The organism is Ancylobacter sp. FA202, assembly GCF_000380205.1.
In the GTDB taxonomy this organism is placed as follows: Bacteria; Pseudomonadota; Alphaproteobacteria; order Rhizobiales; family Xanthobacteraceae; genus Ancylobacter.
On record NZ_KB904818.1, the window covers coordinates 1,829,880 to 1,845,269 of the forward strand.

The 15,390-nt window shown below is 69.6% G+C and carries 12 protein-coding genes and 1 tRNA gene; 7 read left to right on the forward strand and 6 right to left on the reverse strand.

Annotated features, from left to right (window positions below; all coding sequences use genetic code 11):
- The first annotated feature begins 25 nt into the window (after nt 1–25).
- From htpX to A3M1_RS0108285, 4 genes are all read left to right on the forward strand, one after another.
- Nucleotides 26–1,018, forward strand: coding sequence for a zinc metalloprotease HtpX (gene htpX, locus A3M1_RS0108270; protein ID WP_026221217.1), 993 nt, complete (start codon nt 26–28; stop codon nt 1,016–1,018).
- 131 nt (nt 1,019–1,149) lie between these two features.
- Nucleotides 1,150–1,225, forward strand: a tRNA-Thr gene (locus A3M1_RS0108275).
- Nucleotides 1,226–1,885: 660 nt separating this feature from the next.
- Nucleotides 1,886–2,923: a YeiH family protein gene (locus tag A3M1_RS0108280; RefSeq protein WP_018388485.1), complete on the forward strand. Its 1,038-nt coding sequence runs from the start codon at nt 1,886–1,888 to the stop codon at nt 2,921–2,923.
- Between the two features lie 19 nt (nt 2,924–2,942).
- Nucleotides 2,943–3,845, forward strand: coding sequence for a LysR substrate-binding domain-containing protein (locus A3M1_RS0108285; RefSeq protein WP_018388486.1), 903 nt, complete (start codon nt 2,943–2,945; stop codon nt 3,843–3,845).
- 205 nt (nt 3,846–4,050) lie between these two features.
- Here A3M1_RS0108285 and A3M1_RS0108290 read toward each other — a convergent pair whose 3' ends face one another.
- Complete coding sequence (locus A3M1_RS0108290; RefSeq protein WP_018388487.1) at nt 4,051–4,749, reverse strand: YggS family pyridoxal phosphate-dependent enzyme; 699 nt, start codon at nt 4,747–4,749, stop codon at nt 4,051–4,053.
- Nucleotides 4,750–4,981: 232 nt separating this feature from the next.
- On the opposite strand from A3M1_RS0108290, the gene leuS reads away from it, so the two are divergent.
- Genes leuS through holA form a run of 3 tightly spaced genes read left to right on the forward strand, consistent with a single transcriptional unit; the run spans nt 4,982 to nt 9,245 of the window.
- Nucleotides 4,982–7,615 carry a leucine--tRNA ligase gene (gene leuS, locus A3M1_RS0108295; protein WP_018964150.1) on the forward strand — a complete coding sequence of 878 codons (2,634 nt, stop codon included), beginning with the start codon at nt 4,982–4,984 and terminating at the stop codon, nt 7,613–7,615.
- 13 nt (nt 7,616–7,628) lie between these two features.
- Entirely contained in the window at nt 7,629–8,213 is a 585-nt protein-coding gene (locus A3M1_RS0108300; RefSeq protein ID WP_018388489.1) for a hypothetical protein, read from the forward strand.
- 6 nt (nt 8,214–8,219) lie between these two features.
- Nucleotides 8,220–9,245, forward strand: coding sequence for a DNA polymerase III subunit delta (gene holA, locus A3M1_RS0108305; protein WP_018388490.1), 1,026 nt, complete (start codon nt 8,220–8,222; stop codon nt 9,243–9,245).
- Nucleotides 9,246–9,263: 18 nt separating this feature from the next.
- Here holA and A3M1_RS0108310 read toward each other — a convergent pair whose 3' ends face one another.
- The 5 genes from A3M1_RS0108310 to mnmE all read right to left on the reverse strand — a co-directional run bounded on the left by A3M1_RS0108310 (nt 9,264) and on the right by mnmE (nt 15,364).
- Complete coding sequence (locus tag A3M1_RS0108310; protein WP_018388491.1) at nt 9,264–10,175, reverse strand: ParB/RepB/Spo0J family partition protein; 912 nt, start codon at nt 10,173–10,175, stop codon at nt 9,264–9,266.
- Nucleotides 10,176–10,186: 11 nt separating this feature from the next.
- Nucleotides 10,187–11,047 (reverse strand): ParA family protein, encoded by an 861-nt coding sequence (locus A3M1_RS0108315; RefSeq protein ID WP_198291124.1) that lies wholly within the window; start codon nt 11,045–11,047, stop codon nt 10,187–10,189.
- Nucleotides 11,040–11,786, reverse strand: a complete 747-nt coding sequence (gene rsmG, locus A3M1_RS0108320; RefSeq protein WP_018388493.1) for a 16S rRNA (guanine(527)-N(7))-methyltransferase RsmG — start codon at nt 11,784–11,786, stop codon at nt 11,040–11,042. Before rsmG ends, A3M1_RS0108315 begins: the two co-directional genes overlap by 8 nt.
- Before the next feature lie 100 nt (nt 11,787–11,886).
- Nucleotides 11,887–13,743, reverse strand: a complete 1,857-nt coding sequence (mnmG, locus tag A3M1_RS0108325) for a tRNA uridine-5-carboxymethylaminomethyl(34) synthesis enzyme MnmG (protein ID WP_018388494.1) — start codon at nt 13,741–13,743, stop codon at nt 11,887–11,889.
- A gap of 223 nt (nt 13,744–13,966) precedes the next feature.
- A complete protein-coding gene (gene mnmE, locus A3M1_RS0108330) occupies nt 13,967–15,364 on the reverse strand; it encodes a tRNA uridine-5-carboxymethylaminomethyl(34) synthesis GTPase MnmE (protein ID WP_018388495.1) in 1,398 nt (465 codons plus the stop codon).
- Nucleotides 15,365–15,390: the final 26 nt, after the last annotated feature.

Genomic DNA, 15,390 nt, shown 5'->3' on the forward strand with positions numbered 1-15,390 from the left:
GCACCCTGCGGCGGATGAGGGAACGATGAACTATTTCCGTACGGCGATCCTGCTCGCGGGCATGACGGCGCTGTTCATGGGCGTCGGCTTCATGATCGGCGGCCAGGGCGGCATGCTGATCGCGCTGCTGGTGGCGGCCGGCATGAATGTGTTCAGCTACTGGAATTCCGACCGCATGGTGCTGTCGATGTACGGCGCCCGCGAGGTCGACCGTGCCAGCGCGCCCGATTACTATTCCATGGTGGAGGAGCTGGCCGCCCGGGCGCAGCTGCCGATGCCGCGCGTCTACATCATGGACAACCCGCAACCCAACGCCTTCGCCACCGGCCGCAACCCGGCCAATGCGGCGGTGGCCGCCACCACCGGCCTGCTCAATTCGCTCTCCCGCGAGGAAGTCGCCGGCGTCATGGCGCATGAGCTGGCGCATGTGAAAAACTACGACACGCTGACCATGACCATCACCGCCACGCTGGCGGGCGCCATTTCCATGCTGGCGAACTTCGCGATGATTTTTGGCGGCAACCGCAACAATAATAGCGGCTTCGGCATTATCGGCACCATCGCGATGATGATCCTCGCCCCGCTCGCCGCCATGGTGGTGCAGATGGCGGTGTCGCGCTCGCGCGAATATGAGGCGGACAAGCTGGGGGCTGAGATCTGCGGCCAGCCGATGTGGCTCGCCTCGGCGCTGGCGAAGATTTCCAATGCCGCGCACGCCGTGCCGAACATGCCGGCCGAGCACAACCCGGCCACCGCGCACATGTTCATCATCAACCCTCTGTCCGGCGAGCGAATGGACAGCCTGTTCTCCACCCACCCCGCCACCGAGAACCGCATCGCCGCGCTGCAGGCGCTGGCGCAGCAGATGGGCGCGAGCGGCGGCTATGCCTCCACCACCGCACCGCAAAGCGGGCCGTGGGCGGGGTCCGGCACGGCGCGGCTCTCGAGCCGCCGGTCGGGCAATCCCTGGGGCCGCCGCGACGCCGGCGGCGGAGAGCGTCGCGGGCCCTGGGGCTGATCGGGGCTGGCGCGGGGCTTGGCGGAAAAGCCCCGCAGGGGCCGGCGGAAGCACTTTCGCCGGCAATGCGCGCGGCTGAGGCCGCCGCCCGCTTGAAAAAGCCGCGCTTCGCGGCTATCAGAGCCGCGCGTGCCGCTTTAGCTCAGTTGGTAGAGCATCGCATTCGTAATGCGGAGGTCGTCAGTTCGAGTCTGACAAGCGGCACCATTTCCGCCTCCGCGCCGTTCCGGCGCCTTATGGCCGCAAGACCCTTCCCCGTATAAGCATCACGCCCCCCTTTCTGCCGCACGCCCATCTCCGCGACGCGCGGCTCGTCCCTCCAGGGAGCGAGGCGGACCACACGCACTCCCTCATCCCCGGACCTGACCCGGGGACCCAGCGGTCCCGCCCCCTCTCAGCCCAAGTCTGGGTGGCCGGGTCGAGCCCGGCCATGAGGGGGAACGGTTGGGACGGAGAGGGCAAACTGGAGCACGCAGGACCAGCGCACCTCGCTCCCATATCCGCCTTCCGGCCGTCATCCCGGGCTTGACCCGGGGATCCAGCCGTCCGGCCGCGCCAAGCCGGGGATCCCGGGTCAAGCCCGGAGATGACGATGGTAGGCGGGACGGATGACGGAGGGGTGGGGCGTTCTTCTCCCTCTCCCCGTGGGGGAGAGGAAAGTCGAGGGTCAGCGCCGGGCATGGTCTGCGCCCCAGACCGCCCTCGCCGCTAATGGTCAGTGCCATGCCTGGTCTTCGTCGCTCATGGGATGACAGCGGCAATGCGTTCAACTCTCCGATTTTATCGAACGATTTGTGCGATATAATGCGCTGGATCGAACGATCTTCCCCTGCGATCAAGGGACGTTGCCGCAAGGGGAGACGCATCATGGTCGCGCATGTCGAGAGGGCCGAGGGCCACAGGGTGGCGAAGGCGCATCCCACCGCGATCCTGCCCGGCCTCGCGCTGACAGCGGGCATTGCCGGCCTCGCCTTCGGCCTGCGCCAGCTGCCCATGGTCGGGGTGCTGAGCCCGATGATTCTCGCCATCATGATCGGCATCGGCTTCCACAATCTCATCGGCACGCCGGTGCGGGCCAAGCCCGGCGTCGCCTTCGCCATGCGGCGCATCCTGCGCGCCGCCATCGTGCTGCTCGGGCTCCAGCTCACCGCCGCGCAGATCGCCGAAGTGGGCGCCACCGGCATCGCGGTGATCGCGCTGACGCTGGTCGCCACCTTCCTCTTCATCACCTGGTTCGGCCGGCTGATCGGGGTCGAGCGTGGGCTGGCCGAGCTGATCGCCGCCGGCACCTCGATCTGCGGCGCCTCGGCGGTGATCGCCACCAATACGGTGACGCGCGCGCCGGATGAGGATGTCGCCTATGCGGTGGCCTGCGTCACCGTGTTCGGCTCGGTGGCGATGTTCCTTTATCCGCTGCTCCCGGTCGTGCTCGGCCTGTCGCCGCACGCCTATGGGCTGTGGGCCGGCGCCTCGATCCACGAGATCGCCCAGGTGGTGGCCGCCGCCTATCAGGGCGGGCCGGCCGCGGGCGAGTTCGGCACCATTGCAAAACTCTCCCGCGTGATGCTGCTGGCGCCGATGGTGATCGGGCTCGGGCTCATCGCCGCCCGCCGTGCCACCCGGCTCGGCCATGGTGCCAGCCGCGCCCGCCCGCCCATGCCGTGGTTCGTGCTCGGCTTTCTCGCCATGGTGGGGCTGAACAGCGTGGTGACGATGCCGGCGGAGATGAAAGCTGCGCTGGTGCTGGCCACCACCTTCATGCTCTCCATGGCGCTGGCGGCGATGGGGCTGGAAACCGACATCGCCAAGCTGCGCGCCAAGGGGCTGCGGCCGTTTCTTCTCGGCCTCGCCGGCTTCGTCTTCATCGCCCTGTTCGCCCTCGCTCTGGTAAAGATGACCGCCTGAGCGAGGCCGAGGACGGCGGATGACCCTGGAGCAGCTACGCATTTTCGTTGCCGTCGCCGAGCGCGAGCACATCACGCAGGGCGCGCGGGACATCCATCTCACCCCCTCGGCCACCAGCGCGGCGATCGCGGCGCTGGAGGCGCGCCACGCCACAAGGCTGTTCGACCGGGTCGGCAGGGGCATCGTGCTCACCGAGGCGGGGCGGCTGTTTCTGCCGGAGGCGCGCGCCGTGCTCGCCCGCGCCAGCGCCGCCGAGAAGGTGCTGGCCGACCTCGCCGGGCTGGTGCACGGATCGCTGGCGCTGGCGGGCAGCCAGACGGTCGCCAATTACTGGCTGCCGCCGCTGATCGAGCGCTACCGCCGCCGCTATCCCGGCGTCCTGGTGAGCCTCGTCATCGGCAACACCGATTTCGTCGCCGCCCTGGTGCAGGACGGCGCCGCCGATCTCGGCTTCATCGAGGGGGAGGTCGAGGCGCCGGTGCTGCTCGCCGCGCCGGTGGCCGAGGACGAGATGGTGCTGGTGGCGCCGGTGACGCATCCCTGGCACTGGCGGGCGCCCACCTCCCCGGCCGAGCTGGCGGATGGCCCCTGGGTGCTGCGCGAGCCGGGATCGGGCACCCGCGCCATCTTCGAATCCTATCTGCAGGAGGCGGGCCTTGCCCCCGGCGCGCTGCGCGTCGTGCTCGACTATCCCTCCAATGAAGCGGTGCGGGCGGCGGTGGAGGCCGGCAGCGGGGTGACGGTGATCTCGCGCCGCGTGGTGGAAGGCGCCATCCGCGCCGGCACCATGGCGCTGATCGACTACCCCCTGCCCTCGCGCCCCTTCCTCTCGCTGCGCCACCGCGAACGCTACGCCACCAAGGCGGCGCAGGCCTTTCTCGACCTCGCGGCCACGCCGGGGACGCCCGAGAGCGCCGGCTGAGGCGCCGCGCCGGCCCGGGAAACGCGCGGCTCCTGAGATCATCGACGGGCGGCGCGGCCGCGCGGCGAACGCCGCGATTGCGCAGCATCTGGCGGCCTTTCCGGCCTGCCGGCGCTCTGGCACCTGCTGGAACGGGCGCCCGGCGTGTTCGGGCTCAGCTTCTTCCTGCTGGGACGCCGGGGCCTCCGTCTGCTGAGCGCGGCGCCTAGCGGGTGCCGAAAATGGCGCTGCCGACCCGCACATGGGTGGCGCCCAGCGTGATGGCGGTCTCGAAATCGCCGCTCATGCCCATGGAGAGCGTTTTCAGCCCGTGGCGGGCGGCGATCTTCGCCAGCAGGGCGAAATGCGGCGCGGCCGGCTCGTCGGCCGGGGGAATGCACATCAGCCCGTCGATCACCAGCCCGTGCACCTCGCGGCATTCGGCCAGAAACGCATCGACCTCACCGGGGGCGACCCCGGCCTTTTGCGGCTCCTCGCCGGTATTGACTTGCACCAGCAGGCGCGGCGCCGGTGGGGCGCCCTCGCGGCGCAGTTCCTTCGCCAGCGCGGCGGCGAGCGAGGGGCGGTCCAGCGTCTGGATCACGTCGAAAAGGGCGAGCGCCTCGCGCACCTTGTTGCTCTGCAGCGGACCGATCAGGTGCAGTTCGAGATCGGGATGGGCCGCGCGCAGCGCCGGCCATTTCGCTGCCGATTCCTGCACCCGGTTCTCGCCGAACACGCGCTGGCCGGCTTTGATGACGGGCGCGATATGCTCGGCCCCGAAGGTCTTGGAGACGGCGACCAGCTGCACGCTGGCGGGAGGGCGCCCGGCATCGTCGCAGGCCTGGGCGATGCGCGCGCGCACCTCGTTGAGACGTGCGGTGACCTCGCGCGCAAAAACGTCCTCGGTCCGGTCCGGCTCCATGCTGGCTCTCCTGCTGATCCCGACGCCCTCGATACGCCAATCGCACCGTCGCGGGAATGCGCGCGCGCGTGAATATGCGCCGGGCCGCCCCGCCCGCGCCCGCCCTCCCCCGCAACGCAGCGAAAAGGTTGACCGGGAACGCGGTTTGGTGCCTAGTCCGGCGCCATCCGTGAACCTTTTCGTGAAGGTTTGCGCCCCTTTTTCGATGTTTGCCGATCCAAGAAGCCTGTTCATGAGCACCGAGCGCTACAACGCCCGCGAGGCCGAGCCCCGCTGGCAGAAGATCTGGGACGAACGCGGGATCTACCGCACCCGCAACGACGATCCGCGTCCCAAATACTACGTGCTCGAAATGTTCCCCTACCCCTCGGGGCGCATCCATATCGGCCATGGCCGCAACTATGTGATGGGCGACGTGGTGGCGCGCTTCAAGCGCATGAAGGGCTTCAATGTCCTGCACCCCATGGGCTGGGATGCCTTCGGCCTGCCGGCGGAGAACGCCGCGATCGAGCGCAAGACCCATCCGGGCAAGTGGACCTACGAGAACATCGCCACCATGCGCGAGCAGCTGAAGCTGCTCGGCCTCTCGCTCGACTGGTCGCGCGAGATCGCCACCTGCGACGTCTCCTATTATGGCGAGCAGCAGCGCATCTTCCTCGATTTCCTCAAGGGCGGCTTCGCCTATCGCCGCGAGAGCGAGGTCAATTGGGACCCGGTCGACAACACCGTGCTCGCCAATGAGCAGGTGATCGACGGGCGTGGCTGGCGTTCCGGCGCGCTGGTGGAGCGGCGCAAGCTGGCGCAGTGGTTCTTCCGCATCTCCGATGCCTCCGAGGAACTCCTCGCCGGGCTCGACACGCTGGAGCGCTGGCCCGACAAGGTGCGCCTGATGCAGCGCAACTGGATCGGCCGTTCCGAAGGGCTGCATGTGCGCTTCGTGCTGGCCGATGCGCCGGCGGGGCTGCCCGAAAGCCTGCCAACCGAGATCAAGGTCTACACCACCCGGCCGGATACGCTGTTCGGCGCCGCCTTCCTGGCGCTCTCGCCCGGCCATCCCCTCACCGAGACGCTCGCGGCGAGCAATCCCGCGCTGGCGAGCTTCGTCGAGGAATGCCGGCGCGGCGGCACCTCTACCGCCGAGATCGAGACCCAGGAAAAGATGGGCTTCGACACCGGGCTGAAGGTGCGCCACCCGCTGGGCGGGCCGGAGTTGCCGGTCTATGTCGCCAATTTCGTGCTGATGGACTACGGCACCGGCGCCATTTTCGGCTGCCCGGCGCATGACCAGCGCGACCATGATTTCGCCAGCAAATACGGCCTGCCGATCACGCCCGTCGTGCTGCCGCCCGATATCGATCCCGCCAGCTTCTCGGTGGCGGACGGCCCCTATGAGGGCGAGGGCGTGCTGTTCAATTCCGGCTTCCTCGACGGGCTCACCGTGCCGGCGGCGAAGGAGAAGGTGGCGCTGAGGCTGGAGAACGAGATTCTCGGCAACGCGCCCGTCGGCGCTCGGGCGGTGAACTACCGCCTGCGCGACTGGGGCATTTCGCGCCAGCGCTACTGGGGCTGCCCGATCCCGATCATCCATTGCGACAGCTGCGGCCCGGTGCCGGTGCCCGAGGATCAGCTTCCCGTGAAGCTGCCGGAGGACGTGACCTTCGACCAGCCGGGCAACCCGCTGGACCGGCACCCCACATGGAAGCATGTGAACTGCCCGAACTGCGGCGCGCCGGCCCGGCGCGAGACCGACACCATGGACACTTTTGTCGATTCGTCCTGGTATTTCGCCCGCTTCGCCGCCGAGCCCGGCACCGCGCCGCTGCAGAAGGGCGCCGCCGACCAGTGGCTGGCGGTGGACCAGTATATTGGCGGCATCGAGCACGCGATCCTGCATCTGCTCTATTCCCGCTTCTTCATCCGCACGCTGAAGAAGCTCGGCCGCGTCTCGGTGGCCGAACCCTTCGCCGGGCTGTTCACGCAAGGCATGATCGTCCACGAGACCTACAAGGACGCCGAAGGCCGCTGGCTGTTCCCCGAGGAGGTCGAGCGCGACGGCGAGGGCCGGCCGGTGAAGGTGGGCACGGGCGAGCCCGTCACCATCGGCGCGCCGGAGAAGATGTCGAAGTCGAAGAAGAACGTGGTGCCGCCGGAGATCGTCGCCGACACCTATGGCGTCGATTGCGCCCGCTGGTTCATGCTCGCCGACACCCCGCCCGAGCGCGACAGCGAATGGACCAGCGCCGGCATCGAGGGCGCCTGGCGCTTTGTCCAGCGGCTGTGGCGCCTGGTGGGCGACGCGGTGGCGCTGGCGCCGGACCCTGTGGCACGGCCGGCTGATTTCGGCACCGAATCGATCGCCCTGCGCCGGGCCTCACACCGGCTGGCGGCGCAGGTGGCGGAGGATATCGAGCGGCTGCGCTTCAATGTCGCCGTGGCGCGGGTGCACGCCTTCGCCAATGTGTTCGCCGAGGCGCTCTCCAGCGCCCGCACCGGCGCGGCTTCCGGCACGGTGGCGCCCGATCTCGCCTTCGCCCTGCGCGAGGCCGCGACCTTCCTCGCCGCCGTGGTGGCGCCCATGGTGCCGCACCTCGCCGAGGAATGCGGCCAGGTGCTGGCAGGCACCGGGCTGATGGCCGAGGCCGGCTGGCCGCAGGTCGAGGCCGATCTGCTGGTCGACGACACCGTTACGCTGCCGATTCAGATCAATGGCAAGCGGCGCGGCGAGATCGTGGTGCCGAAGGATGCCAGCCCCGCCGAGGTGGAGAAGGCGGTGCTCGCCCTCGATCTCATCGCGCAGGCACTCGACGGGCGCGCCCCGAAGCGTATCATCGTGGTGCCGCAAAGGATTGTGAATGTCGTCGCCTGACCGGAGGAACACGATGCCCGCACGAAGCCGCCTGCTCGGTCTCGCCGGGGCGGGACTGCTCGCCCTTTCCGCGGCCGGCTGCTTCCAGCCCATGTATGCCGAGACCACGCCCGGCGAGGGCTCGGCGCTGCAGCGGAGCTTCAACGATATCGAAGTGGTCTTCGTCGCCGGCCGGGTCGGCGACGAGGTGCGCAACGACCTGATCTTCGCGCTGACCGGCGGCGCCGGCAACCCGGCGGGGGCGCCCTACCGGCTGAACCTCGATGTGCGCAGCACCACGGCGGAGGCCTCCGTCGTCAGCCCGCTCACCGGCCTGCCGGAAGTGGAAATCGTCTCGGTCGACGTCAAATGGCAGCTCTTCGAGACCGGCAACACCAAGACGCCGCTGCGTATCGGCCAGGCCTCCGGCAAGGCTTCGCTGGACAGCGGCTATCAGCGCTTCGCCCGCAACCGCGCCATTCGCGACGCCGAGAACCGCTCCGCCACGGTGGTCGCCGAGACCATCAAGAGCCAGTTGGCCTCCTATTTCCTGACCGCCGGTTCCCGCCCCACCGGCCCGGGCGCCACCGCACCTGTCACGACCGCGCCCAAGAGCTGAGCCGTCATGGTCGCCGTCCGGCCGGGTGATGTCGAGGCGACGCTGAGCCGCCTCGATCCGCTGCGCCCTGTCGTCCTGCTGTTCGGTCCCGATAGCGGGCTGGTGCGCGAGCGCGCCCGCGCCTATCTCGCCCGCGCCTCCGCCGGCTCCAACGATCCTTTCGGCATGGTCCGGCTGGATGGCGACGAGATTTCAGGCGATCCCGGCCGGCTGGTCGATGAGGCCGGCACGCTGGCGCTGTTCGGCGGAAGGCGGGTGGTCTCGCTGCGGGCCGGTTCCAAAAATGTCGTTCCGGCGGTCGAGGCGCTGCTGGCGGCGCCGCCGGAACAGGCGATCATCGTCATCGAGGCCGGCGACCTCAAGCGCGGTATGGGGCTGCGCGCGCTCTGCGAGGCCTCGCCGCATGCGCTGGCGATCGCCTGCTATGCCGATAGCGAGCGTGATCTCGCCCGGCTGGTCGACACCATGATGGCGGAGGCCAGCATGGCGCTGGACCGCGATGCCCGCGGCGAGTTGCTCGCCCTGCTCGGCGGCGACCGCATGGCCTCGCGCGGCGAAATCGCCAAATTGCTGCTCTACGCCACCGGCGAGCCGCGCATAACAAGCGCCCATGTGCGCGCCATTGTCGGCGACGCTTCCAGCCTGGCGCTGGACGAAATCGCCGACGCCACCTTCGCCGGTCAGCCGGCTGACATGGCGAGCGCCTTCGCCAAGGCGACCGGCGAGGGCATGCGGGCCGACATCGTGCTGGGGGCGGTGTGCCGCACGGCGCAGGCGCTGCACCAGATGCGGCTTGCCATTGAAGCGGGCGGCAGTGTCGAGCGCGCGCTGGAAGGCGCCCGGCCGGCGATCCATTTCCGCCGCAAGCCGTTTGTCGAGAAGGCGCTGCGCGGCTGGAGCGTGGCCCGGCTGGAGACGGCGCTGTTCGCGCTCGACGACGCGCTGCTCGCCGCCCGGCGCAACGCGGCGCTGGGCCCGGCAATCGCCGAGCGCGCGCTGCTGCAGGTGGCCGGGCAGGCGAAACGCGGCTGAGGCCTCAGGGCCGGGCGTTCAGATTCCCGCCAGCCGCCGGCAGACCTCGTCCAGCTGGTCGAGCGAGGAATAGCGGATGCGGATCTCACCCGCCTCGCCATCATGCTTCAGCGTCACCGCAAGGCCCAGCTCGTCGGAGAGCCGGCGCTGCAGCGCGGCGGTGTCGGCGTCGAGCGCAGGGTGGAGCTTGGGCTTTTTCGGCGGCTTGCCGGCGGCTTCCGCCTTGGCGACATTGAGCTCCTGCGCCAGCGCCTCGATGGCGCGCACATTCATCCCCTGGGCGACGATCGCCTGCGCCAGCGCCTCCGGGTCGTCCTGGGTCAGCAGCGCGCGGGCATGGCCGGCGGAGAGCCTTCCATCGGCGAGGAACTGCTTCACCGTTTCCGGCAGGCGCAGCAGCCGCATCGTGTTGGCGACATGGCTGCGGCTCTTGCCGATGACCCGGGCGAGATCGCTCTGCGAATAGCCGAACTGGTCGGCCAGCGACTGATAGCCCGCCGCCTCTTCCAGCGGATTGAGATCGGCCCGCTGGACATTCTCGATGATGGCGATTTCCAGCGCCTCGCGGTCGTCCACTTCGACGACGACGATCGGCACCTCATGGATGCCGGCGCGCTGGCCGGCGCGCCAGCGGCGCTCGCCGGCGACAATCTCATACGCCTCGCGCTCGCCGGCGACCTGGCGCACGACGATGGGCTGGATGATGCCGCGCTCGCGGATCGAGGCGGCGAGATCGTCGAGATCGCCCTCCGCGAAGGTCCGGCGCGGGTTGCGCGGATTGGCCCGCAAGAAGGCGAGCGGCACTTTGCGCGCGCCGCCGCCGATGCGGCCCCGGTCATTGGCCGCGCCACTGTCCTCGCCCATATCGCCAATCAGCGCCGCAAGGCCGCGCCCGAGCCGCGAGCGGCCGCCGTCTTCCGCCATGGCCATCGCCCCCTCCCCTACGCCGCCGCGAGGCGCAGGCTGCGCTCGCGCTGGATTATTTCGGATGCGAGACGAAGATAGGCCTGCGACCCGACGCATTTGAGATCGTAGAGCAGCACCGGCTTGCCATAGGACGGCGCCTCCGACACCCGCACATTGCGCGGGATGATGGTCTCATAGACCTTGGCGCCCATGAACTGGCGCACATCGTCCACCACCTGGGTGGAGAGATTGTTGCGCGCATCGAACATGGTCAGCACGATGCCGTGGATGGACAGTTCCGGGTTGAGCGTGGTGCGCACCTGCTCCACCGTCTTCAGCAACTGGGAGAGACCTTCCAGCGCGAAGAACTCGCATTGCAGCGGCACCAGAATGGCGTTCGAGGCCGCCATGGCGTTGACGGTGATGAGATTGAGCGAGGGCGGGCAGTCGATCAGAACGTAGGTGTAATCAATATCGTTCCGGTCCCGTTCAAACTGCTCGGCCGGGCCGTTGAGGCGGCGGATCGCGTCGCGCAGGCGATAGGCGCGGTCGCGCTGGCCGGCCAACTCCAGCTCAAGGCCGGACAGGTCCATGGTAGAGGGCGCGATGTGCAGCCGCGGCACCGCCGTCTCCAGCGCCGCGTCGCGCAGCTCGATCTCACCGGTCAGCACATCATAGGTCGACACCCGGCGGCTGCGGCGGTCGATGCCGAGCCCGGTGGAGGCGTTGCCCTGCGGGTCGAGATCGATGATCAGCACCGTCTCGCCGATCGCCGCGAGGGCGGTGCCGAGATTGATCGCCGTCGTGGTCTTGCCGACCCCGCCCTTCTGGTTGGCCAGGGCCAGGACGCGGGGAACCGGCCGGGGCGCGGCCGGAGCGAGCGAAGCCTCATCCATGATGTCCACCCTGCGAAATTCCCTTGCCGACCGAACTGCCGCCCGAACCCGTGTCATCCGAACTGCGATCCGAACGATTGCCGCCGGCCGTATCCGGCCCCAGCGGGACCGCGTTGCGGACGATCAGCACATGCCCGCCGCCATCGGTCAGGCTCGCCCTGATCTCAGCCTCGATTCTCCAAGATTTAGCTGCCTGGGTCAATTCGTTATCAACATCTTGTCCCTTGAGGAACAGCCCCGTCGCCCCCTGTGCAAGGAAGGGCGCCGTCAGTTCCAGCAGTCGCGGCAAAGGCGCAAGCGCGCGGGCCGAGACCACCTCGACGCCGGGGGCGAGCACCGCCGCGACCTGCTCGATTCGCGACGGCAGCACGGTAACGGGCAGCTCGGCCAGCCGGGCCGCCTCGCGCAGAAAGGCGGCCTTGCGGCTGTCACTCTCCACCAGCGTCACATCGGCGTCCCGCCGTTCCGCCAGCACCGCCGCCACGACCAGACCGGGGAAGCCGCCGCCGGAGCCGAGATCAACCCAGCGCGTGGCCTCGCCGGCCAGCGGCACCAGCTGAAGCGAATCGGCGACATGGCGGGTCCACAGCTGCGGCAGCGAGGCGGCCGCGACCAGATTGATGGTGCGCTGCCACTTTTCCAGCAGCGCGACGATGATGTCGAGCCGCTGCTCCGTTTCACGTGAAACAGGGGTGAGGCTCAGCGCGCGGGTGCGATCGGACGAATCGTTCTTGGACATGACGCATTCTACCGCAGTCGCGGCGCCGGATCAGCGGGAGAGACGGTGCGGAAAGGCGATTGCCGCCGGTCACGACATGCGCCGATCACGACACTGCCGATCACGACACTCGGCGGGCATGCGCCGCCAGCAGCGCCAGCGCCGCCGGGGTCATGCCGTCGATGCGGCCGGCCTGGCCAATGGTACGGGGGCGAATCGATTCCAGCTTGGCCTTGATCTCGTTGGAGAGACCGGCCAGCCCGCGATAATCCATCTCCGCCAGCTCCGCCGCCTCGTCGCGGCGGAACGAGGCGATGTCGGCCTCCTGACGGTGGAGATAGACGGCGTATTTCGCATCGACCTCCACCTGCTCGCCAATGCGGGCGTCCTCGCCGCCGGCCTGTGGCCAGATGCGGCAAATATCGGCCCAGCTCACATGCGGGTAGGAGAGCAGATCGAACGCCGTCCGCCGCTGCCCGTCGCGGTTCAGGGTCAGCCCATGCGCGTCGCCCTCCCCCGGGGTGATCGACACCGAGCGGCTCCAGGCCGACACCCGCGCCAGCGCCTCGCGCCGCGCGGCGAAGTGCACCCGCCGCGCCGCGCCGACCAGGCCGAGCGCATCGCCCTTGCCGGTGAGGCGCTGGTCGGCATTGTCGGCCCGCAGCGAGAGGCGATACTCCGCCCGTGAGGTGAACATGCGGTAGGGCTCGCTCACCCCGCGCGTGACGAGATCGTCGATCATCACCCCGATATAGGCTTCCGCCCGGTCGAAGGTGACGCCGTCCTGCCCGCCTGCCCGCCGCGCCGCGTTCAGCCCGGCGACCAGCCCCTGCGCCGCCGCCTCCTCATAGCCGGTTGTGCCGTTGATCTGGCCGGCGAGGAATAGGCCGGGCGCCTTGCGCACTTCCAGCGTCGGCTCCAGCTCGCGCGGGTCGACATGGTCATATTCGATGGCGTAGCCGGGACGGAAAAGCTGAACCCGTTCCAGCCCCGGAATGGTCGCCAGCAGCAGGCGCTGGACGTCCTCCGGCAGCGAGGTCGAGATGCCGTTGGGATAGACGGTGGGATCGTCCAGCCCCTCCGGCTCCAGGAAGATCTGGTGCCCTTCCCGCTCGCCGAAGCGGACGATCTTGTCCTCGATCGAGGGGCAGTAGCGCGGGCCGACGCTCTGGATATTGCCGGAGTACATCGCCGAGCGGGCGATATTGGCCCGGATCACCGCATGGGTTTCCGGCGTCGTGCGGGTGATGCCGCACTTCACCTGCGGATTGGTGATCGCCTGCGTGAGCGAGGAAAACGGCTCGGGGGGCGTGTCGCCCTCCTGCATCTCCAGCCCGGCCCAGTCGATGCTGCGGCCATCGAGGCGCGGCGGGGTGCCGGTCTTCAGCCGGCCGAGCCGCAGGCCCAGCGCGGCGAGCGAGGTGGAGAGGCCGCGCGCCGGCGCCTCCCCCATCCGCCCCGCCGGGATCTGCTGGTCGCCAATATGGATCAGCCCGTTGAGAAAGGTGCCCGTGGTAACGACGACGGCACCCGCCATCAGGCGCCGCCCATCCGCCAGCACCACGCCGGTGACGCGCCCTTCCTGCAGGATCAGGCTGTCGGCTTCGCCCTCGACCACCGATAGGTTCGGCTGCGAATCGATCGCCCGCTGCATCGCCTGCGCGTAGAGCTTGCGGTCAGCCTGGGCGCGGGGGCCGCGCACCGCCGGCCCCTTGCGGCGGTTGAGCAGGCGGAACTGGATGCCGCCCTGGTCGGCGACGCGGCCCATCAGCCCGTCCAGCGCATCGATCTCGCGCACCAGGTGCCCCTTGCCGAGCCCGCCAATCGCCGGGTTGCAGGACATGGTGCCGAGCGTCGCATGGGCGTGCGTTACCAGCGCGGTGCGGGCGCCCAGCCGCGCGGCGGCGGCGGCGGCCTCGGTGCCGGCATGGCCGCCGCCGATGATGACGACGTCGAAAGAGTGTGCGGGAGCGGTCATAGGGCAGGCTCGCAGGCTTCTGTCGCGCCGCGAAAACGGGCGCGCGCATCTCGGCGGGCGAAGGGATGGCCTCTTCAGCCAGCGATTTGCCCCGCCGTCAAGCCAGCCCGATGCTTCGGCCGGCTGGGGACAAGGCGGCGACCTGATTCACGTGAAACATTTCGTTTACGAATCGGCCTCGGCGGCGGCTCTGTTTCACGTGAATCCGACCCCTGCTTGGGGGCTATTTGCCAATGCAGAATTCGCGGAACACGACATCGAGAAGATCCTCGACCCCGATCGCCCCGGTCATGCGGCCGAGCGCCCGGGCGGCGAGGCGAAGCTCCTCGGCCAGAAGCTCGTCGTCCAGCCGCTCCCAGTGCTCCAGCGCGAGAGCGAGATGTGCATCCGCTTCCCGCGCGCTGGCGCGATGACGGGCGCGGATCAGCGCCGGGTGCTCGCCTTCCGCCCGCGCTGCGATGAAACCGCCGAGCGCACGGGTCAGCGCCTCCAGCCCCTCCCCGCTCGCCGCCGAGACCTTGAAGCCCCGCGCCGCCCAGCCGGTTTCCGGCGACAGCGCATCCCCGGCCCGGTCGATCTTGTTCGCCACCAGCCAGAGCGGGCGCTCTGTTTCGATGGAGGGAGAGGCCTCGGGCGCGGGTCCCACCGAGACGTCGTGCACCCACAGCACGAGATCGGCCTGCGCCATCCGGGCGCGGGCGCGGCGGATGCCCTCCGCTTCCACCTTGCTTTCCGCCTCACGCAGGCCGGCGGTGTCGACCAGCGTCGCCTTGTGGCCGTCGAGGTCGAGCGCGACTTCCAGCAGGTCGCGCGTGGTGCCCGGCTCGTCGGAAACGATGGCGATGTCGCGCTGCGCCAGCGCGTTGATCAACGACGACTTGCCGGCATTGGGCAGGCCGGCAATGGCGATGAGCGCGCCTTCCCGCACCAGCGCGCCGCGCCGGTCGGCCAGCGCGGCGGTGAGTTCGGCGTGGAGAGCCTCCACTTCCGGCCGCGCCAGCGCCCGCGCCCCCGCCGGCACATCGTCCTCGTCGGCGAAATCGATGCCGGCCTCAATGAGCGCCATGGCGCGGATGAGGCGGCGGCGCCACTCCTCCACGCGCTGGCCGAGATGGCCGAAGGCGTGGGCGAAGGCGAGCCGGCGCTGCGCTTCGGTCTGCGCCCCGATCAGGTCGGCGAGGCCCTCGGCCTCGGTCAGGTCCATCCGCCCATTGAGGAACGCGCGGCGGGTGAACTCGCCGGCTTCCGCAGGCCGCAGGCCGGGAACGCTGAGCACCGCGCCGAGCACGGCGGCGACGACGGCGCGCCCGCCATGGATCTGCAATTCGGCCATGTCCTCGCCGGTGGCGCTGCGCGGCCCGGGGAACCACAGCGCCAGCCCCTGGTCGAGCACGTCGCCGGAGATGGGGTGGCGCAGCCGCGCCAGATGCGCCCGGCGCGGTTCGGGCAGCCGGCCGGCCAGCGCCACCAGAACGGCCCCGGCCTGCGGGCCGGACAGGCGGATGACGGCCACCGCGCCGCCACTGCCGGAGGACACCGCCGCGATGGTGTCGGTAGCGGCGACGGCGGCGCCTTTGTCAGTGGCGGTTATGTCGATTGCGCTTTTTTCCTGCACGTCCACCCGCTACGCCCTATCTGTTGAATCGG

Coding starts and splice junctions, on each gene's coding strand:
- A3M1_RS0108290 (WP_018388487.1), bottom strand. CDS start 4,749: ATGGAGCCGGACCGGACCGAGGACGTTTTTGCGCGCGAGGTCACCGCA.
- A3M1_RS0108280 (WP_018388485.1), top strand. CDS start 1,886: ATGGTCGCGCATGTCGAGAGGGCCGAGGGCCACAGGGTGGCGAAGGCG.
- mnmG (WP_018388494.1), bottom strand. CDS start 13,743: ATGACCGCTCCCGCACACTCTTTCGACGTCGTCATCATCGGCGGCGGC.
- htpX (WP_026221217.1), top strand. CDS start 26: ATGAACTATTTCCGTACGGCGATCCTGCTCGCGGGCATGACGGCGCTG.
- A3M1_RS0108310 (WP_018388491.1), bottom strand. CDS start 10,175: ATGGCCATGGCGGAAGACGGCGGCCGCTCGCGGCTCGGGCGCGGCCTT.
- A3M1_RS0108315 (WP_198291124.1), bottom strand. CDS start 11,047: ATGGATGAGGCTTCGCTCGCTCCGGCCGCGCCCCGGCCGGTTCCCCGC.
- holA (WP_018388490.1), top strand. CDS start 8,220: ATGGTCGCCGTCCGGCCGGGTGATGTCGAGGCGACGCTGAGCCGCCTC.
- A3M1_RS0108300 (WP_018388489.1), top strand. CDS start 7,629: ATGCCCGCACGAAGCCGCCTGCTCGGTCTCGCCGGGGCGGGACTGCTC.
- A3M1_RS0108285 (WP_018388486.1), top strand. CDS start 2,943: ATGACCCTGGAGCAGCTACGCATTTTCGTTGCCGTCGCCGAGCGCGAG.
- leuS (WP_018964150.1), top strand. CDS start 4,982: ATGAGCACCGAGCGCTACAACGCCCGCGAGGCCGAGCCCCGCTGGCAG.
- rsmG (WP_018388493.1), bottom strand. CDS start 11,786: ATGTCCAAGAACGATTCGTCCGATCGCACCCGCGCGCTGAGCCTCACC.